The sequence below is a fragment of the Salinivibrio proteolyticus genome (assembly GCF_027286365.1).
Taxonomy (GTDB): domain Bacteria; phylum Pseudomonadota; class Gammaproteobacteria; order Enterobacterales; family Vibrionaceae; genus Salinivibrio; species Salinivibrio proteolyticus.
On the sequence record NZ_CP114584.1, the window covers coordinates 2,531,923 to 2,551,142 of the forward strand.

Annotated in this window: 16 protein-coding genes; 6 read left to right on the forward strand and 10 right to left on the reverse strand. The window is 50.2% G+C overall.

Annotated elements, in window-relative coordinates; genetic code table 11:
* Positions 1 to 75 precede the first annotated feature (75 nt).
* Both recJ and xerD read right to left on the reverse strand, forming a co-directional pair.
* Complete coding sequence (gene recJ, locus N7E60_RS11875; protein WP_269597574.1) at positions 76 to 1,806, reverse strand: single-stranded-DNA-specific exonuclease RecJ; 1,731 nt, start codon at positions 1,804 to 1,806, stop codon at positions 76 to 78.
* A gap of 19 nt (positions 1,807 to 1,825) precedes the next feature.
* Positions 1,826 to 2,674, reverse strand: coding sequence for a site-specific tyrosine recombinase XerD (gene xerD, locus N7E60_RS11880; RefSeq protein WP_232112119.1), 849 nt, complete (start codon positions 2,672 to 2,674; stop codon positions 1,826 to 1,828).
* 192 nt (positions 2,675 to 2,866) lie between these two features.
* Here xerD and fldB point away from each other — a divergent pair, with 192 nt between their 5' ends.
* Positions 2,867 to 3,394 (forward strand): flavodoxin FldB, encoded by a 528-nt coding sequence (gene fldB, locus N7E60_RS11885; RefSeq protein ID WP_077456323.1) that lies wholly within the window; start codon positions 2,867 to 2,869, stop codon positions 3,392 to 3,394.
* A 61-nt stretch (positions 3,395 to 3,455) separates the two neighbouring features.
* On the opposite strand, the gene brnQ is transcribed toward fldB, so the two are convergent.
* Positions 3,456 to 4,760, reverse strand: coding sequence for a branched-chain amino acid transport system II carrier protein (gene brnQ, locus N7E60_RS11890; RefSeq protein ID WP_269597575.1), 1,305 nt, complete (start codon positions 4,758 to 4,760; stop codon positions 3,456 to 3,458).
* Positions 4,761 to 5,044: 284 nt separating this feature from the next.
* On the opposite strand from brnQ, the gene N7E60_RS11895 reads away from it, so the two are divergent.
* From N7E60_RS11895 to N7E60_RS11905, 3 genes are all read left to right on the forward strand, one after another.
* Positions 5,045 to 5,776: a tRNA1(Val) (adenine(37)-N6)-methyltransferase gene (locus tag N7E60_RS11895; RefSeq protein ID WP_241836802.1), complete on the forward strand. Its 732-nt coding sequence runs from the start codon at positions 5,045 to 5,047 to the stop codon at positions 5,774 to 5,776.
* Positions 5,777 to 5,946: 170 nt separating this feature from the next.
* Positions 5,947 to 7,119: an ATP-dependent RNA helicase SrmB gene (gene srmB / locus N7E60_RS11900; protein WP_232112120.1), complete on the forward strand. Its 1,173-nt coding sequence runs from the start codon at positions 5,947 to 5,949 to the stop codon at positions 7,117 to 7,119.
* A 230-nt stretch (positions 7,120 to 7,349) separates the two neighbouring features.
* Positions 7,350 to 8,897: an alanine/glycine:cation symporter family protein gene (locus N7E60_RS11905; RefSeq protein WP_269597576.1), complete on the forward strand. Its 1,548-nt coding sequence runs from the start codon at positions 7,350 to 7,352 to the stop codon at positions 8,895 to 8,897.
* A gap of 67 nt (positions 8,898 to 8,964) precedes the next feature.
* On the opposite strand, the gene N7E60_RS11910 is transcribed toward N7E60_RS11905, so the two are convergent.
* Together N7E60_RS11910 and N7E60_RS11915 are read right to left on the reverse strand one after the other, a co-directional pair.
* The gene (locus N7E60_RS11910; RefSeq protein WP_096629904.1) at positions 8,965 to 9,663 is read right to left on the reverse strand and encodes an oxidative stress defense protein; all 699 of its coding nucleotides are present in this window, start codon (positions 9,661 to 9,663) and stop codon (positions 8,965 to 8,967) included.
* Between the two features lie 91 nt (positions 9,664 to 9,754).
* Positions 9,755 to 10,645, reverse strand: a complete 891-nt coding sequence (locus N7E60_RS11915; RefSeq protein ID WP_269597577.1) for a LysR family transcriptional regulator ArgP — start codon at positions 10,643 to 10,645, stop codon at positions 9,755 to 9,757.
* Positions 10,646 to 10,800: 155 nt separating this feature from the next.
* Between N7E60_RS11915 and N7E60_RS11920 the strand changes: the two genes are divergently transcribed.
* Positions 10,801 to 11,388 (forward strand): LysE/ArgO family amino acid transporter, encoded by a 588-nt coding sequence (locus N7E60_RS11920; RefSeq protein ID WP_269598584.1) that lies wholly within the window; start codon positions 10,801 to 10,803, stop codon positions 11,386 to 11,388.
* Between the two features lie 50 nt (positions 11,389 to 11,438).
* On the opposite strand, the gene N7E60_RS11925 is transcribed toward N7E60_RS11920, so the two are convergent.
* The 5 genes from N7E60_RS11925 to N7E60_RS11945 all read right to left on the reverse strand — a co-directional run bounded on the left by N7E60_RS11925 (position 11,439) and on the right by N7E60_RS11945 (position 18,110).
* Positions 11,439 to 12,296, reverse strand: a complete 858-nt coding sequence (locus N7E60_RS11925; protein WP_077457400.1) for a mechanosensitive ion channel domain-containing protein — start codon at positions 12,294 to 12,296, stop codon at positions 11,439 to 11,441.
* A 180-nt stretch (positions 12,297 to 12,476) separates the two neighbouring features.
* Entirely contained in the window at positions 12,477 to 13,553 is a 1,077-nt protein-coding gene (fbaA, locus tag N7E60_RS11930) for a class II fructose-bisphosphate aldolase (RefSeq protein WP_269597578.1), read from the reverse strand.
* 154 nt (positions 13,554 to 13,707) lie between these two features.
* A complete protein-coding gene (locus tag N7E60_RS11935; RefSeq protein WP_077457402.1) occupies positions 13,708 to 14,874 on the reverse strand; it encodes a phosphoglycerate kinase in 1,167 nt (388 codons plus the stop codon).
* Between the two features lie 65 nt (positions 14,875 to 14,939).
* Positions 14,940 to 15,956 (reverse strand): erythrose-4-phosphate dehydrogenase, encoded by a 1,017-nt coding sequence (epd, locus tag N7E60_RS11940; RefSeq protein WP_077457434.1) that lies wholly within the window; start codon positions 15,954 to 15,956, stop codon positions 14,940 to 14,942.
* Between the two features lie 198 nt (positions 15,957 to 16,154).
* Positions 16,155 to 18,110, reverse strand: a complete 1,956-nt coding sequence (locus tag N7E60_RS11945; protein WP_408642325.1) for a ligand-gated channel protein — start codon at positions 18,108 to 18,110, stop codon at positions 16,155 to 16,157.
* A 171-nt stretch (positions 18,111 to 18,281) separates the two neighbouring features.
* Between N7E60_RS11945 and N7E60_RS11950 the strand changes: the two genes are divergently transcribed.
* A complete protein-coding gene (locus tag N7E60_RS11950; RefSeq protein ID WP_167314820.1) occupies positions 18,282 to 19,220 on the forward strand; it encodes a LysR family transcriptional regulator in 939 nt (312 codons plus the stop codon).

The window sequence follows — 19,220 nt, forward strand, 5'->3', positions numbered from 1 at the left end:
TAGCGGAAATTTAACCGCCGAATTTTAGCGAATTGTGGGGTCAATAAACAGGGCATGACGGAAAAAGCCGCACAATTAAGCACTCTCCAGATGAGAAACAATCAATTGCGCACTGCGATTACCACGAAACTCGTTAATATCCAGCCGGTAGACTAACCGCATCTGCTTCACACTCGGGTCCGGCCAACGGCGCACATCGATATTAAACGCAATTGCATCAATCATGGCACCACCGTCTGGATGCTCCACCATTAATTTCAGATGCTTACTGCCAACCAGCTTTTGCTGTAACACCTTAAACGTGCCATCAAATTGCGGCTCCGGAAATCCTTGTCCCCAAGGTCCCCCCGCTTGGATAAGCTCCGCGGTTTCAATGCTCAAGTCACGACTCGACAGTTCCCCATCACTGAGTAGTACGCCTTTGAGATCATCGTCGCTGACCGCCTCACGTACTTGCGTATCAAACAAACGGGCAAAACGCTCAAATTCACTCTCATCGATAGTCAGCCCTGCCGCCATGGCATGCCCGCCAAACTTTTTGATCAAGCCGGGATGCTGAGTATCGATCCGATCCAGCGTATCGCGCATGTGCAATCCTGGAATCGAACGCGCCGAGCCTTTAATGGTGCCATCGCCCCCATCGGCAAAAGCGATCACGGGACGATGAAACTGCTCTTTCAGGCGCGAGGCTAAAATACCAATCACGCCTTGGTGCCAATCTCGTTGAAAGAGTGCGAGGCCAACGGGTAAGTCTTGTTCGCTTTTTTCGGCAATCAAGCGCTCACACCATGCCACCGCTTCTTGCTTCATCCCAGCTTCAATTTCTTTGCGGGTTTGGTTAAGTGCGTCCAACTCCGCGGCCATGCGTCGCGCGGCGTGGATATTGTTGCTCAGTAACAGTTCCACCCCAAACGACATATCATCCAGTCGCCCCGCCGCGTTGATCCTTGGGCCTAAAGCAAATCCAAAGTCGCTGGCCACCAAGGTCGCCATGTTTCGGTTCGCGACTTCGATCAGTGCCTGAATACCGGGGCAACATCGGCCTGCCCGAATGCGCTGTAAGCCTTGGTGCACCAAGATACGGTTGTTGGCATCCAATGCCACTACGTCAGCCACCGTCCCCAATGCAACCAAATCAAGCAGTTCCGCCAAGTTCGGTATCGCAATGCCTTGTTGCTCAAACCAACCTTGTTCACGCAAATGGGCCCGCAATGCCAGCATCAAATAAAATGCCACCCCGACACCGGCAAGGGCTTTGGACGGGAAGCCACAGTCATTTAGATTAGGGTTTACCATCGCATCTGCGTCGGGCAGCTGCTCTCCAGGTAGGTGGTGATCGGTCACTACCACTTGCATGCCTAGCGCTTTGGCATGCGCGACTCCGGCCAACGATGACACACCATTATCAACGGTCATGATGAGATCAGCATCACGCTCAGCCGCTTGATCGACGACGTCAGGACTCAGTCCATAACCATCGTCAAAACGGTTGGGCACTAAATAATCGACCCGCGTTGCACCCATCATGCGAAGCGCCTTTACCGAGAGCGCCGACGAGGTCGCGCCATCAGCGTCAAAGTCTCCCACAATAAGAATCGACTTGTGGGTTGCGATCGCCTCCGATAGAAGTGCGACAGCGCCTTCAATACCGGTTAACGCTTGGTATTGATGTAAGCCTGCCACACTGCGGTTTAACTCACTGTCTTCGCGCAGTCCTCGGTTGGCATACAAGCGTTGTAGCAAAGGGGAAATATCATCACTAAAGGCCGGCGTAACCGTCGGCATTCGTCGTTTTATCTCTATCATGGAAAATCACCAATCAGGGTTAGCCGCGTGGATGATGAGTTTGATGCAGCTGTTTCAAGCGCTCAGTCGCAACATGGGTATAGATTTGGGTCGTCGAGAGGTCGCTATGGCCAAGTAACATTTGTACCACACGCAAATCAGCACCGTGATTGAGCAGATGGGTGGCAAAGGCGTGGCGCAACACATGCGGGGAGAGCGCGTCGCTATCAATCCCTGCCAGCTGAGCGTAATACTTAATACGATGCCAAAACGTTTGGCGTGTCATCTGTCGCGCCCGTTTGCTCGGGAAAAAGACATCGGTACTGGTTTCGCCAAGCAGCACAGGCCGGCTGTGCGCCAAATAGTGCTCCAACCAATCTACCGCAGTTTCTCCCATCGGCACCAAGCGCTCCTTGTCGCCTTTACCGACCACACGGACCACCCCTTGCCGTAAACTCACATTTTCAGTGGTCAAGCCCACCAGCTCAGTGACACGCAACCCCGTGGCGTAAAGCAACTCAAGCATGGCTTTGTCGCGCAGCTCCAGCGGATCGTCGGTATTGGGCGCATCGAGTAATGCGTCAATTTGCTCTTCACTGAGATCTTTCGGCAAGCGTTTCGGTTGTTTAGGGCTAATTAAGGTGGCACTCGGATCATCCGGACGCAGCTTTTGACGGTATAGATACTGGAACAAACGACGCAGTGCCGACACCATACGGGCTCGGCTGCTGGGCTGGTAGGCTTGTTCGTGCAACCAGTACTGATAATCCTGCAAGTCCTGTTTACTCACCGACAGCAATGCACGGCTATCAAGCCAGTGGCAGAGCTTGAGCAAGTCATTCCGATAAGAGCCGAGGGTGTTTTCCGATAGCCCCCGCTCCATCCACATGGCATCGAGGAACTGCTCGATTAATTCAACATTCTTGTTCACATTCAGCCTGCTTATTGGGGAAAACTCGAATAATAAGGGCGCCACACGCGACTTAGCGCGGGTCATTATACAAAATGTCGGCGCCGCTTGCTGGATCAAATTACCCACCAGCAGGTAAACTGCAGGTAATCAAACCAAATGAGTCAAACTATGAGAATCGGTCTGTTTTATGGCTCAACCACCTGTTATACCGAAATGGCAGCGGAAAAGATCCGTGACTTTATCGGCGACGATTTGGTTGAGTTGCACAACGTCAAAGAAACGCCGCTGGCCAAGATGGCAGAGTATGACTTGCTACTTCTCGGCATTTCAACTTGGGACTTCGGTGAGCTGCAAGAAGATTGGGAAGCCGTTTGGCAAGACATTGATAGTCTGCAACTGCAAGGCAAAGTGATTGCATTATTTGGCCTTGGCGACCAAGAAGGCTATGCCGAATGGTACCTCGATGCCATGGGCATGCTCCACCAGCAGCTGCAAGGCAGTGGTGCGCAATTTATTGGCTATTGGCCCACCGAAGGCTACCGCTTTGATGCGTCTAAAGCCGTGACAGACGAAGGAAAACAGTTTGTTGGCTTGGCCCTAGACGAAGACAGTGAGTACGACCTAAGCGACGAACGGATTCACACCTGGTGCGAGCAAGTTTTGGTTGAATACCAAGCGTTACTCGAACAGGCCTGATACCTCGCCTGTTGATATAAAAAACCGCGCCTGAGCGCGGTTTTTTTATTGGATAAGGTCGTTACGCTTGCGCGAACTTGTCCGAACTGGTCCCAAGCCATTTCGCCACGATCATGGCCGCCACGGTCGGGAGCAACCATGCCATGCCGACATCGAACAATGGCAGGAAGTTAAAGGCGCTCATATCCACACCCATCACTTTCACCGCATCGAGTAGGCTAAATAACAAGGCCACGCCAAGTACGACACGATAACCCAATGCTGGGTTTGGCAACCAGCGACGGATAAAGGTCAAACCGATCAGGGTAATCGCAACCGGATACAGGGCAAACAATACCGGCACTGAGATCGCGATCAGTTGTTTAAGGCCCACGTTTGCAACAATTGCACACACTAAAGACACCACAACCACCCAGCGGCGATAGGTCCAACGGGTCAAGGTGCTAAAGTAATCGGCGCAGGCGCTTACCAAGCCAATCACTGTAGTGAGACAGGCCAAGCCAATAATCGCCGCCAAAATCATTTGCCCCACAGGACCAAACAATGCATTGACGTAGGCGGCCATGATTTCGCCACCATTTTGGGTCCCAGCGGCCACTTCACTGGCAGTCGACCCCAAATAAAACAGAGAAATGTAAACAAACGCCAAGCCGGCTGCCGCAATCACGCCTGCGTAAATCAGATACATACAGGTAGTTTTATTGTCTTCGATGCCTTTTTTGCGAATCACATCGACAATCAGCATACCGAACATCAGGGCCGCAAAGGTATCCATGGTGTTGTAACCTTCGAGGAAACCTGTGGTCAGCGCATTGTTCACATAGGCGCCTTGCGCAGCTGCCACGTCACCCTGAGGATTGACAATTACAGCAATCGCGAGAATTGCCAACGCCGCGAATAGCAGTGGAGTCAGTAGCTTACCAATCGAGTCTATTAATTTGCCCTGAGAGAGTGAGAAAAACATAGCAACGGCAAAAAAGACGATAGAGAAAGCTGTCAGTTCGACTTGGCCTGGCTCGAGCAAAAAGGGCTTAAAGCCAATTTCGTAAGCAACGAGCCCAGCACGAGGCGCAGCAAAAGCAGGACCGATAATGATAAAAATCAGCACCGCCATTAACGTGGCGAGTCCCGAGGGTAAATCACGCGTCAGGCCTTTCCAGCCGCCACCAGCGATGGCAACCGCAATGATACCAACCAGCGGGAGACCAACAGCCGTGATCAAAAAGCCCGTCATGGCGGATGTGAAGTGTTCACCGGCTAGCATGCCAGCTTGAGGCGGGAAGATGATATTCCCTGCGCCTAAGAAAAAGGCGAAGGTCATAAAACCTAACGCTAAAATATCAACTAATTTTAAACGCTTAGTCACGATTAATTCCTACAGCTTTAGATGGTGTTTGCAATGAGTAATGATTCGCCCAGCTGAAACCTAGATTTATAATATTTTGTTTCATACAACGGGCAGAATTTAGAATAATGAACAAGATCGCCATCACAGTAAAGCCATAGCAGCAAAACCTTGTGATCTTCTGTTTTAAAAGTAACAGTTAGCTCAATAAACTGGCTGTGATGTTAAAAGCGATATTTTTTAACAGCCTCAATCAGTAACAGACTGATTAGATAATAGTAAAAACACACTGCTCTGTGGGCAGGATGAATCAAGCGGATAAAGGCAACCCAGTGAGCGAATTTCGATTCAAACAATTTAGCGTGACTCAAGACAACTGTGGGATGAAAGTCAGTACCGATGGGGTATTGCTGGGCGCTTGGGCTAACCCCAAACAAGCAAAAAATAGCCTCGATATTGGCACAGGAACCGGCCTCCTGAGCTTGATGCTTGCGCAGCGTTTTCAACATTTATCGCTCACCGCCATCGAGTACGATCCCGCCGCTTATGCCTGTGCAACCCGAAACGTGCGTGTCTCCCCCTTTGCAGCGCAAATTCAACTTCGACAAGGCGACATTACACAGTGGCACACGTGCACACGCTTTGAGCACATCGTATGTAACCCTCCCTATTTTACCAGCGGACAAACCGCACGCGATGCCAAGCGTGCCACGGCTCGGCATGCACACACATTGACGCATGAGGCGCTGCTTCACGTGCTCGCGGCGCGGTTAACCCCAAGCGGATGTGCCGATCTTATCTTACCCGTTACCGAAGGCGAGCGATTGATTGCCGATGCGACACAATATGGTCTGCACCTACATCGTCAGGTGTACGTTCACCCGACCCCTAGCAAACCCGCATCACGATTACTTTTTACCCTCAGCCCCACGACGCATCCATTGATCTCTGATACGCTGGTGTTACGTGATGACCATAACCACTTTACCCCCGCGTTTGCTGCATTAACGCGCGATTTTTACCTAAAATTGCCTTAGTCAGTACACACCTTTCTGGTGGTCACTCGGTATGATCTATTTACTGATACTCTGCATATCGACGCGATTTACGTATATAATGCCGCTCTTAACTGTCCTTGGAGAACAACCCTGTGCGAAGCTTTGCCGAACTTGAGCTCGATCCTGAATTGCTCAGTGCCCTCGACGATATGGGCTATCAACGTCCAACGCTTATCCAATCCGAGGTTATCCCCCACGGGATGGATGGACGCGACATTTTAGCCTCTGCGCCAACAGGTACAGGCAAAACCGCCGCCTTCTTGTTGCCGATGTTACAGCACTTGCTCGACTTTCCTCGCCAAAAGCCTGGACCAGCGCGCGTGCTGATTTTGACCCCAACCCGGGAGCTCGCGATTCAGGTCGCTGACGAAGCGCGCGCCTTGGCAGTCAATACTGAGCTCAAGATTTTCACCATCACCGGCGGTATTTCTTATCAAGATCATGCAGAACAGTTAGGCAAAACACAGGATATCGTCGTCGCCACACCGGGGCGACTCATGGAGTACATTGAGGCAGAGCGCTTCGACTGTCGCGCTATCGAGTGTTTGGTGTTAGATGAAGCCGACCGCATGCTCGATATGGGATTTGCCAGTGCGGTAAACCGTCTCTCTGATGAATGTCAGCGTCGCAGTCAAACTATGTTGTTTTCCGCCACACTTGAAGGTCGCGGCGTCACTGGATTTACCGAAAGCTTGTTGACCGACCCTGAGCTGATCAATGTGGAGCCACCCCGCCGGGAGCGCAAAAAAATCACCCAGTGGTATCACCGCTGTGACGATCTCGCGCACAAACGCGCCTTGCTGAAACATATTCTTACCGAGCAAGCCGAGCGCGCCATTGTGTTTGTCAAAACACGCGAGCGTTTAGCCGATCTGCGTGATTACATGCAGTCACAACAACTGGATTGTGCGTGGATCCAAGGTGAAATGCAGCAAGCCAAACGCAACAATGCAATTAGTCGGTTTAGTGAAGGTAAAGTGAACGTCTTACTGGCCACCGATGTCGCCGCACGCGGTATTGATGTGCCAGATATTACTCACGTGATTAACTACGACTTACCGCGTACCGCGGATGTCTACTTACACCGCATTGGTCGCACCGCACGCGCGGGTAAAAAAGGCTCGGCCTTATCATTGGTAGAAGCCCATGATCAGCCGATGATGGAACGTATTTCGCGTTACATGGATGAAGATGTTAAAGAGCGAACCATTGATGGCCTGAAGCCAAAACATAAAAAAGCAGAGCATAAGAAGAAAAAGAAGAAGCAAACCGGTAAAAAAGCTGTTTCTGCTAAAAAGCCGAAAAAGCGTAAAAAGAGCTAGACAGCCCTTACCTGCTGAGACTGCTTGATTGTCCATCGCTTATATGAAGGAGGCCGCATAAGGCCTCCTTTTGTTTTGTTATCCCGCCTATTTTTCTGAACACAAAACGATCAGATTCACACATCAAAAAATCAAATGAAACAAAATATTAACAATTGAGCACCAAATCAGTTTAAGATGCGGGTGGATAAAAAAACAACATGATGCAAACACAGTAGAAGGAACTCACTATGCAATCGTTTGTCGATTTCTTAAATAGCATCATTTGGAGTCCAGCGCTGATCTATACCTGCTTAGGTGCCGGCCTGTTCTACTCCATTTTGACGCGTTTCGCACAAGTCCGTCACTTTTCAGAAATGTGGCGCTTACTCTTCTCCAATAAAAGCTCAGCAAAAGGGATTTCGTCCTTCCAAGCACTCGCCGTCTCACTCTCGGGACGTGTCGGTACCGGTAATATCGCAGGGGTTGCTGCCGCAATTGGGTTTGGTGGCCCAGGTGCGGTGTTCTGGATGTGGGTCGTCGCCTTTCTCGGTGCGGCTACCGCGTATACAGAGTCAACCCTCGCACAAATTTATAAAGAAGAGGATAACGGTGAGTTTCGCGGCGGTCCGGCCTACTACTTTGAAAAAGCGTTAGGTCAAAAGTGGTACGCCATTTTATTTGCGTTCGCGACCCTACTTGCATGTGGTGTGATGCTGCCGGGCGTGCAATCCAACGCCATTGGTAACGCAGTAGAAACCGCCTTTGGTTCTGGTGCTATGGTTGATACCGCGATGTTTGGCGCCCTAGAGGTGTCGAAAGTCATCACCGGTGCCTTTATTTCGGTTGTACTTGGCTTCATCATTTTTGGTGGTGTAAAGCGTATTGCCCACTTTACTCAAATCGTTGTGCCATTTATGGCGCTTGCTTACATCATCATTGCGTTCGTGATCATCTTGCTGAACATCAGCGAGATCCCTGGTGTAGTTGCTATGATCATTGGCGATGCCTTTACACCGATGGCAGGTGCCGGTGCAGCGATTGGCTGGGGTGTAAAGCGTGGTGTCTACTCTAACGAAGCCGGACAAGGAACAGGCCCTCATGCCGCCGCCGCTGCCAACGTCGAGCACCCAGCACAGCAGGGTTTAGTGCAATCATTCTCCGTCTATATCGACACCCTGCTAGTTTGTTCTGCCACCGCGTTTATGATCATCATTACCGGTGCCTATAACGTTCACGGTGCGGGTGACGCCTTTATCGTGCAAAACCTCGCGTCATCTGTCGCAGCAAACAGCCCTGAGTTTACACAGCTAGCGATTGAACAAGCGATGCCAGGCCTAGGTAAACCCTTTATCGCCTTTGCACTGTTCTTCTTCGCATTCACAACTATCTTGGCGTACTACTATATTGCCGAAACTAACGTTGCCTACTTGCGCCGTACCTTCAAAGTGCCCGGTATGATGTTTGCGCTTAAAATTGTGCTGATGTCAGCAGTGTTCTATGGATGCGTACGTAGCGCGAACCTGGCGTGGGCATTTGGTGATGCTGGTGTCGGTCTGATGGCATGGCTCAACATTGTCGGTATTATCATTATCTTCTTTATTGGTAAACCGGCACTCAAAGCACTTAAAGACTATGAAGAACAACAAGCGAAAGGGGTTGAGACCTACACGTTTGATCCTGTGAAATTAGGGATTAAGAATGCAGACTATTGGGAACAACGCCTTGCTCGTCGCCAACAAACGCAAAGCGACCAAGCAGAAGATGGAAGAGGTAAGCCGGTGAATCCCACCGCGTAACCACCGCTTAGTTAGCCGCAATAAGGGCGCCCATCGGCGCCCTTTGTATTAATGAAGAGAGGCAGGATTAATCGTCAAGACGAAAAATAATATCTACTTGATCACGCACTTCCATCGTCGCATCTTGATAACTGGCCGCCACATCCGCGTTGGCGCCGCGCATTTCAGCCTGCATCATGACCGGGCGAGGCGAGCTTGAGCGATAGCGAATCTGCCATACGCCGTCCAGCTTCATCGCTAAACTCTCGGCCAGTGCGGCTGCTTTTTCACGTGCATCCTTCACCGCAGCCTCTCGGGCTTTCGCTTCTAACGCAGCATAATCACTGCTCGTCAGTTGAATATGGCTAATACGGTTTATACCATCGCCTAACGCACCATCCAGCACCGCGTTTAGATTAGTGAGATCATTTAAGGTCACCGTCACTTGACGCTCAGCGCGGTAACCCGTTAATTCTGGAGCTTTATCTTTGGGATACTGATAACGTGGTGACAGGTTAATATGCGCACTTTCTATTTGTTCACGCGCAACGCCTTGCTTATTCAGTCGATTGATAAACTCAGCCACCGCCTTATCCGAAGCGAGTTTAGCGGCTTTGGCGCTTTTTCTTTCTGATACTACAGCAACATGGATCATCGCCATATCTGGCTTGGCTGTCACTTCACCGACCCCTGTGATTTCAAGATGGGGAAAATCGATATTAGCCATGGCGGCAGGCGCCATCACCAGTGCACTGGTCAACAGCACCATTGCTTTGAGTTTACGCATACGGTCTCCTTAAATGAGTTCACGATTTTACTGACACTCAGGTAAGACTCTCGATGAGCCAAAAGGCTCCCTGTGTTCGGTCAATTTCCGGTTAAGATTGCACTAATGCACGCTGTGCCGCTTGTTGGCAAGCATGGGTCATTTCCGATAACACACCACTTTCCATTGCCCAATAGTGCCAATAAAGATGCCGGGCCTCGACTTTACCCGGCATCACATCGATCAAAGTCCCCTCCTCGAGCTGCTTTGATACCATTAAACGGGGTATTAAACAGTACGCCATGCTTTTACTTGCCATCGCGACAAAGGCCTCAGACGAGCGAACAATATGACGCCGCCACCCAGCGGCAGGCATCGTAAAATAGGACGCAAGAAAGTCCGCGTGCATATCATCATGTGCATCGAAAATGACGGCGGGTGCCGCCATTAAAGCCTCCCTATCAATCCCTTGGGAGAAATATCGCTGTGAAAATGCAGGGGTTGCCACACAGCTATAGTCCATGCGACCCAAATACAGACAATCACATCCATGCATGGGTGTGGAGTCTGTGCTAATGGCTGCAATTGCCTCACCACTTCGCATCCGTTTCAAGGTGCGGCTCTCATCTTCAACTAGCAAATTGAGATCAATCGCTTGCGAGGCTAACAAGGGGGCGAGAGCCGGTAGCAACCATGTCGCGAGGCTATCAGCATTGGTGGCAATTGATACCGAGAGTACGGAGCCATCCGCGTCTGGAGCAAGCTCTGGCAATGTCTCTTGCTCCAAAAGCTGAACACGCCGGTACAAACCCAGTAAACGCTGCCCAATCGGTGTCAGCCGAGGCGGCTGCTCGCGAACCATCACAGGCTGCGCAATTTGTCGCTCCAGTTGTTTGATCCGCTGCGAGACCGCCGATTGGGTAATAAACAACGCCGCAGCGGCACGCTCAAATCCCCCTAAGGTGATCACCGCGTCTAACGCTTCTACGCCTCGATAGTCCATTCACACCCCCATAAGTTAGACTAATTAACCATAAATATAATTAAGTTCACTTAATAGCCATCCCTGCTTAAAGTGGGAGTCATACCTCGTGATAAAAGGATCAAACCGTGAGTAGTTTTTTTGTGGCACTCCAAGGCTTGGGGCTAAGCCTAACCATGATTATTCCTATCGGCGCACAGAATGCCTACGTGATTAACCAAGGGATCAGCCGTGAACATCATATGACCACCGCTTCCATTTGCTTTCTATGCGATATCATACTGATTTCAAGTGGTATTTTTGGCGGAGGCGCATTACTGGCTAGCTATCCGGTGTTGCTCAACACCATTACATTAGCCGGCATCGCATTTTTAACTATGTATGCATGGCAATTTATTCAAAATGCTCGCCAGCCTGCCGAGAACGATGTGTCCACGCCCACGATGAGCCGAGGTCGACGTGCCGTGATTATCGGCGCACTAGCAGTGACGCTACTCAATCCACATGTCTATTTAGATACGGTGGTCGTCCTAGGTGCCATTGGTGGACAGTTTGCCTGTGATGAGCGTGTTGCCTTTACGGTAGGCGCATTACTCGGCTCTTGCTTATGGTTTTATGGCTTATCCGCAGGGGCGGCGCGCTTATCCCCTTGGCTATCTACCCCGTCGATTCGCCGCCTGCTCGATATCTTAATGGCCAGTATGATGCTTTTTGTCGCGATAAAACTCGCATTAGGCTTATACACGCGCCTCGTCGCAGGATAAAAAAACGGCACCCATTGGGTGCCGTTTGATGATCAACGTTAAAGCGCAAGTTATTCACTCACATCGCCGCGGTTAATATGTACACTCATCTGCGGGAATGGGATCTCAATATTGTGCTCGTCCAAAGCTTCTTTCATCGACTGCAGTAGCTCGTAATACACGCTCCAATAGTCGCTGGTTTTCACCCAAGGGCGAACCACAAAATTCACGGATGAGTCCGCCAGTGTCATGACACCAATTGTCGGTGCAGGATCTTTCATGACCAGAGGATGATTGGTCACCACCTCGGTTAAAATGGCTTTGGTCTTTTTCAGATCCGCGTTGTAAGACACGCCAATGGTGTAATCAATACGACGTGTCGCATGTTTAGAGTAGTTGGTGATTGGACTACTGATCACCGAGCCATTCGGCACCACCACCATCTTATTGTCAGGCGTGGTCAATACTGTGGAGAAAATTTGAATCGACTCGACCGAACCGGCAACGCCTGCCAATTCGACGTAATCACCTGATTTAAATGGACGAAAGGTAACAATTAAGACACCAGCAGCAAAGTTGGCTAGTGAGCCTTGCAAGGCCAAGCCTACCGCTAAACCTGCCGCACCGAGAATCGCGATGACAGACGCGGTTTGTACCCCAATCCGGCTGAGCGCGGCAATCAATACAATGATAAAGAGTAGATAACGCACCAAGCCGTGAATAAACTCCACCACCGCGTTATCCATTTGACGCTTACGCATCACCGCAGCCAGTGAATTGGCCAAACCTTTCACCACGAGGTTACCGATAATTAGGATCAGTAACGCAGACAAGATGTTCACGCCATACTGGATCAATAGATCTTGGTGATCGACAAACCATGTTTGCGCAAACTTAGCGCCTTCTACTACCGCGTTTTCCTCACTCATTCCCTTGTCCCTCTTTTTGGACCATCAATGATAACGCTATGCTAACAGGGTTTGGCCTACTTGTGTCTAGCTTTGTAGCACGAAACTGAGACAGTTATAGGCGACGTCTCCGAAGTGGTACCCAATCAGGTATAAAAAAACCCGCCAAACGGCGGGTTTTGATGACCGGAGAAACGATACTTACAGTACGTCAATCGCGTTAAGGTCAGAGAATGCTTGCTCGAGACGAGCAACCATAGATTCTTGACCTTTACGTAGCCATACGCGTGGGTCATAGAATTTTTTGTTTGGTTGGTCGTCGCCTTTCGGGTTACCGATTTGGCCTTGCAGATAGGCTTCGTTCTCTTGGTAGTATTGACGAATACCGTTCCAAGTTGCCCACTGGGTATCGGTGTCGATGTTCATTTTGATCACACCGTAACCGATAGACTCTTCGATCTCTGCTTGTGAAGAACCCGAACCACCGTGGAATACGAAGTTCAGTGCGTTTGGTGCTAGACCAAATTTCTCTGCACAGTAAGCTTGAGAATCACGCAGGATGGTTGGTTTTAGAACCACGTTACCTGGCTTGTAAACGCCGTGTACGTTACCGAATGAAGCGGCGATGGTGAAACGGTGGCTAACTGCAGACAGTTTCTCGTAAGCGTAGGCAACTTCTTCTGGCTTGGTGTAAAGATCGGCGGTATCAACATCGCTGTTGTCCACGCCATCTTCCTCACCACCGGTGATGCCCAGTTCGATTTCCAGCGTCATGCCCATTTTGTCCATGCGCGCTAGGTACTCAGCACAGATTTCCATGTTCTCTTCCAGTGACTCTTCAGACAGGTCAATCATGTGAGAAGAGAACAAAGGTTTACCGTGTTCTTTGTAGAAAGCTTCACCAGCGTCTAGCAGACCATCAATCCATGGCAGCAATTTTTTCGCAGCGTGGTCAGTGTGCATGATCACAGGCACACCATAGACTTCAGCCATCGCGTGTACATATTTTGCACCCGCTACTGCGCCTTTGATTTGAGCTTCTTGACCGTCTAGCTTCAGGCCTTTACCTGGGAAGAAGCCAGCACCGCCGTTTGAGAACTGGATAACAACCGGTGCTTTTACTTTTGCAGCGGCTTCCATCACAGCGTTGATAGAGTCAGTGTTCACCACGTTGACTGCTGGCAGCGCAAATTTGTTCTCTTTGGCGACTTTAAATACTTTCTGAACGTCATCGCCCCAGATAACGCCAGGTTTTACAAAATCAAAAACTTTAGACATGGCTCTCGTCCTATTAACTCGGGTTGTCTTTGCTTAAACTTCGTGAAGGTGCCACAGCACCTTAACTAGAAATGGTGCAATCGTTTACGACTCGGCCTATTGTAGTCAAACGAATGCGAAAACGGGAGACATCGCTCCCGTTTTATCACGTCAATTACGCGTCTTTGGCACGTGCTTCTAGCATTTCTACCGCTGGTAGTGGTTTGCCCTCAACAAACTCGAGGAACGCACCGCCACCTGTGGAAATGTATGATACGTCAGCTTTGATGCCAAACTTATCGATGGCAGCCAAGGTGTCACCGCCACCCGCGACAGAGAAGCCTTCTGACTCTGCAATCGCTTGTGAAATACCCTTAGTGCCCGCTTCAAAGTTCTTGAATTCAAACACGCCTACAGGGCCATTCCAAAGGATGGTTTTGGCATTTTTCAGAATGTCAGCCAGTGCTTGGGTAGATTCTGGGCCTAGGTCGAAGATCATGTCATCGTCTTGCACGTCTTCAACACGCTTGATCTCAGCTTCTGCGTTTTCATCAAACGCTTTGGCACACGCCACATCTGTTGCCACTGGAATATGACACTCTTCCATTAGTGATTTTGCGGTCTCGACCAAGTCTGCTTCGTACAGAGACTTACCTACATTGTGACCGGCTGCAGCAATAAAGGTGTTGGCGATACCGCCACCGACAACGAGCTGATCCGCCACGGTTGACAGAGATTTCAGCACAGTCAATTTGGTCGATACTTTTGAACCACCCACAATCGCCACCATTGGGCGTGCAGGGTTGTCCATCGCTTTACCCAGTGCGTCTAGCTCGTTCGCCAGTAGTGGACCTGCACAGGCAATCGGTGCATGCATACCCACGCCGTGAGTCGATGCTTGCGCACGGTGTGCAGTACCAAATGCGTCCATCACAAACACATCACACAAAGCAGCGTATTGTTTTGATAAAGCTTCGTCGTTCTTTTTCTCGCCTTTGTTAAAGCGTACGTTTTCCAGAACCACCAGCTCACCGGCATTAAGCTCAAGGCCATTCAGGTAGTCTTTGGCCAAGCTAACCTTGCAATCTAATGCATCGTCAAGGTAGTTCACAACAGGCTGTAGCGAGAATTTGTCTTCAGGCTGGCCTTCTTCAGGACGGCCAAGGTGAGAGGTCACCATCACTTTCGCACCTGCCGCCAGGCAGTGCTTGATGGTTGGTAGTGACGCCAAAATACGCGCGTCAGATGTGACTTTGCCATCTTTCACTGGCACGTTGAGGTCTGCACGGATAAAGACACGCTTTCCGGCAAGATCCAAGTCGGTCATCTTAATTACAGACATAAGGTCCTCTCTATAAGGTTGCAAATTGAAACTGACTTAATCAGGGCGATACCCCCACTTGCTGGCTACTGCGTTGTCGCTGCCATGGCAAGGGTGGTATCCAACATTCGGTTGGCAAAACCCCACTCGTTGTCACACCAAACCAGCGTTTTAATCAGCTGATGGTTACTCACCCGCGTTTGTGACCCATCGACAATGGCGCTGTGTGAGTCATGGTTGAAGTCAATCGACACCAAGGGCGCTTCGGTATAATCCAGGATACCGTCTAATGTACATCGAGATGCGGTTTGCAGAGCTTGATTTACGTCATTAACTTTCACTTTAGTACGTACAGTGACACTTAAATCCATCGCTGTCACGTTTATCGTCGGTACTCGGACTGAGATCGCCTCAAATTTGTCAGAAAATTTCGGAAAAATCCTACCAATCCCGACATGTAATTTGGTGTCTACCGGAATAATAGACTGACTTGCCGCACGTGTGCGACGCAGATCGGTATGGTAGGCATCGATCACTTGTTGATCATTCATCGACGAGTGAATCGTGGTAATAGTGCCTGACTCAATGCCAAAGTGCTCATCCAGCGCTTTAATCACAGGCACAATGCAGTTGGTGGTACAAGAACCGTTTGAGACGATACGATCATCGCTGGTCAGTGCTTCGTGATTCACACCAAAAATAACCGTACGATCGACATCTTGGCTGGCGGGATGGGAAAACAGTACTTTTTTCGCCCCCGCGGCAATGTGAGCCTCACCATCGGCGCGCGTGCCGAATTTACCGGTACAGTCGAGCACAATGTCGACATCGAGGTCGCGCCAAGGCAAAAGGTGAAGTTCGGATAAGTGAAGAAGACGAATGCTGTCAGTAGCAACGAACAGATGTTCTTGATTGAAAGACACCGGCCACCCGAAACGCCCATGGCTGGAGTCATACTGCAGCAGGTGGGCCATCGCTTCTGGTTCGGCGAGTTCATTGATCGCCACCACTTGGATGCGATCCTGTTTGCCGCTTTCATACAAGGCGCGCAATACACTGCGACCTATGCGACCAAATCCATTAATTGCGACTCTTAGTGTCATGTCCATCGGTGCTCGTTTGACAACGCCGCCCAGTGTATCTCAAGCACGTAAAAGACGCACGTCTTATGTGAGGCTAATCACGCGACTGTTCACGCCATCCTACCCAAAAACGCCCGTTTGACTAGAGGCCAAAACGGGCGCGGCAGTGTTATCGCTGTCTCTATCCCGGATAAAAGAGACAGACAGGTCGGAACTTCCTTAGAAGTGGATATTCATCCCTACCCAGTAGCGACGCTCATCGCTGATATAACCGTAGTCGTCATAGTCCAGCGATTTATCCAGCAGATTGTATATCGCCCCTTGCAACTCAATGGCATCGGTCAGTTGGTAGTTCGCCCCAGCATCCACCATGGTATACGCAGGTTCGATATTGCTGCGCGATGATGGGCCCGTTACCGGATCCATTTCTTTACCACGGTAAGTCACGCTCGCCCATGGGCTGAGTTTTTCGGTCGCTTGCCAATTCACTTCACCATGCGCTAGCGATTTCGGGATCTGGTTAAGTGGCTGCCCTTTATATTCACCGGTTTTTTGTTCCGAGTCGGTATAGGTGTAGCTGGCACTTACATCCACCGTATCACCGATGGGCACGAAAATACTCGCTTCCACCCCTTGGGTAACCGCTTCATCCACATTGACACGATAAGTTGGATCCGAGCCCCATTTGTTTGGTCCCGCAGTACATACGGTATCGGGGCACGTCACACGGGTGATCTTGTCTTTAAAGTCATTGTGGAACACACCAATCGACCCCGTAATGCCGTTATCCCCTTGATAGTTGAGGCTTAACTCGGTATTCACGGATGTTTCAGGGTCAAGGTCGGGGTTACCGTAGATATTACCGCCACGGCTCACCTGGGCCCAGTTAGGCGTAATTTCGCGAAGCTGCGGAGACTTAAAGCCTGTCGCCACCCCACCTTTTAGTATCCAGTTATCAGTAACTTGATAAACCCCATACAGGCGAGGACTGGCGTGGTAATCGTAGTTTTCATCGTGATCCACACGAAGCCCTAAAGTCACACTCAACGGCTCCAAGACGCGCCATTCGTCCTCAACAAAAATCGCTGATTGCGTATTATCGATACTGGTCTTGGTCGATGCTTGGTTGGAGGTAAAATCTTCCAACTTCGCATAGACAACAGAGCCACCAACCGTCAGGGTGTGTGCCTCGAAATCACGCACTAAGCTGGTTTTAAATTCGGTATTTTCGATGGTCATTTCGCGGCTTTTATTCCGACTCTGTTCGTATTGCAAGTGGCTGTCAGACCATCCCCAGTCCCAATTCCCTTTGTGGCTGACGGCTATCGACTGACGCCGATATTCATTATTACTGTTCTCACAACTGCCGCGACAAAGGCTATCGTCACTCGGTACGGAGCGGCCGACATGACCACGGCGATCTTGTGCGTTGACGCCGAGGTCAAGCTCCCAACGGTGCAAATCATTATGATCGTAAGTCAAGGTGGTGGATAAAGAGCGTAATGACTTATCTTCATAGCCGTACTGGATATCATCTTCTTGGCGCTGCGTGTTTTGACCCGTCAGTTTCAATCCAACTTTGTCACTTAACATGCCTGATAGGTAAAAGTTCGCGCTTTGCTCATCGCCCGATGCGCGGTTTTCTTGCATCACGGTGCTCAGCTGCACGTTCCCGTGCCAATCTTGTTCACCACGACGCGTAATAATATTGATAACCCCCCCAATCGCATCCGAGCCATACAGGGTTGACATAGGGCCACGAATGACCTCAATACGTTCAATCGCTTGTAGCGGTGGCAGCCACCCCTGCTCAATACCCGGGCCGTCACTGTTAGGGCGCGTTTCACGGCTTGAGGTTCGTCGGCCATCCACCAAAATCAGGGTATATTTTGAAGCCATGCCGCGAATACTGATGTCCGTCGTATCACCACCGCCAGTCACCACCACACCCGGTACCCGTTTTAATGCGTCGGTCACATCACGATAGTAGCGCCCTTCTAACTGATCTCGGCTGATCACACTAATACTGGCAGGTGCTTTGGCAGTCACCTGCTCAAACCCAGAGGCGGTGATCACCATGGTTTCCGTGTTGGCTGCCTCAGCGGCAGAAAGTGAGGCTATAGGCATTCCCGCTAATACCATCCCAACCACTACGGGACGAAGACGACTAGACATATCTTACTCCATTATTTGATAATAATTATCATTTGATTAGTGAGAATTATTCATATTAGAGTAAGGAAACCCAGCCCTAAAACTGGAACAACTTGTTCCAGTTTTAGAACGTGAAATAAGCAAGCATTTATTTCATCTTACTGATAAAAAAGGAAAATAGGATAAGGAAGTATGCAGGACCTTGCCGCTATCCGTGCGTTCGATGCCCTTTGCCGCCATCAAAGCTTGACCGCAGCGGCTGACGCACTCCACCAGCCCAAATCGACCATTAGTCGGCGGCTGGCACAATTAGAAAGTGACCTTGGCCAAGCGTTAACCCAACGGCAGGGAAATCGGTTGGTACTCACTAAAGCCGGCGAAACCTTTTCGCGCTATTGCTCGCAAATTTTGGCTCTGGCTGAGGAAAGCCAAGAAGCCATTCACGGTCTGAATAATGAGCTAAAAGGGCCAATTGAAGTCATTTGCCATCCGGCGCTCATGCGTGGCTGGGCGGGTCCTTTACTGAATCATTTTTTAACCGAGCATCCCAAAGTGTCCATCACCTTAACCAGTGAGCTGAGTGCACAGCGTATCCAAGCGGCTGACATTGTTATCTGGGCCGACGATGTAATGCTCCCCAGCAATTGTCGCACCCAAACACTGGGTCACTGGCACTACGGCATTTACGCCTCGCCCGCGTATGTTCAGGCACATGGTCCGTTTTCACACCCCTCCGCGTTAGATGATCATGCTTGGCTGGATGTGTTTGCGTTGCGCCGACGTGGGCTCACGCTGTTTCATTCCCATCAGGCTCCCTATCATTTGAGCGCGCTTCCCAGCCGGTTTAACTGCGATATGGTTGCGATTCAAATCGATGCGATTGCCAACGGACAAGGTGTGGGCCTGCTACCCACATGGAATGCTGAAGGGTATCAGACACATCATCCAGACAAGATTATCCGCTGTTTGCCACAATGGCAGTCGGCCGCGGTACCGATTCGGTTATATAGCGCCTCGGGGCGACTGCCTTTGCGCATAGAAACACTGGTGGAGCGATTTATCACTCGTGCTCCCAAAGCGTGGACAGATGCTCAGATGGCCGATGATGTTATGCCTGTAGCCGTCGAATAA

Coding starts and splice junctions, on each gene's coding strand:
- N7E60_RS11910 (WP_096629904.1), bottom strand. CDS start 9,663: ATGCGTAAACTCAAAGCAATGGTGCTGTTGACCAGTGCACTGGTGATG.
- N7E60_RS11925 (WP_077457400.1), bottom strand. CDS start 12,296: ATGAGTGAGGAAAACGCGGTAGTAGAAGGCGCTAAGTTTGCGCAAACA.
- N7E60_RS11915 (WP_269597577.1), bottom strand. CDS start 10,645: ATGGACTATCGAGGCGTAGAAGCGTTAGACGCGGTGATCACCTTAGGG.
- fbaA (WP_269597578.1), bottom strand. CDS start 13,553: ATGTCTAAAGTTTTTGATTTTGTAAAACCTGGCGTTATCTGGGGCGAT.
- N7E60_RS11935 (WP_077457402.1), bottom strand. CDS start 14,874: ATGTCTGTAATTAAGATGACCGACTTGGATCTTGCCGGAAAGCGTGTC.
- epd (WP_077457434.1), bottom strand. CDS start 15,956: ATGACACTAAGAGTCGCAATTAATGGATTTGGTCGCATAGGTCGCAGT.
- N7E60_RS11950 (WP_167314820.1), top strand. CDS start 18,282: ATGCAGGACCTTGCCGCTATCCGTGCGTTCGATGCCCTTTGCCGCCAT.
- N7E60_RS11920 (WP_269598584.1), top strand. CDS start 10,801: ATGATTATTCCTATCGGCGCACAGAATGCCTACGTGATTAACCAAGGG.
- xerD (WP_232112119.1), bottom strand. CDS start 2,674: ATGTGGATGGAGCGGGGGCTATCGGAAAACACCCTCGGCTCTTATCGG.
- recJ (WP_269597574.1), bottom strand. CDS start 1,806: ATGATAGAGATAAAACGACGAATGCCGACGGTTACGCCGGCCTTTAGT.
- N7E60_RS11895 (WP_241836802.1), top strand. CDS start 5,045: ATGAATCAAGCGGATAAAGGCAACCCAGTGAGCGAATTTCGATTCAAA.
- srmB (WP_232112120.1), top strand. CDS start 5,947: ATGGGCTATCAACGTCCAACGCTTATCCAATCCGAGGTTATCCCCCAC.
- N7E60_RS11905 (WP_269597576.1), top strand. CDS start 7,350: ATGCAATCGTTTGTCGATTTCTTAAATAGCATCATTTGGAGTCCAGCG.
- N7E60_RS11945 (WP_408642325.1), bottom strand. CDS start 18,110: ATGTCTAGTCGTCTTCGTCCCGTAGTGGTTGGGATGGTATTAGCGGGA.
- fldB (WP_077456323.1), top strand. CDS start 2,867: ATGAGAATCGGTCTGTTTTATGGCTCAACCACCTGTTATACCGAAATG.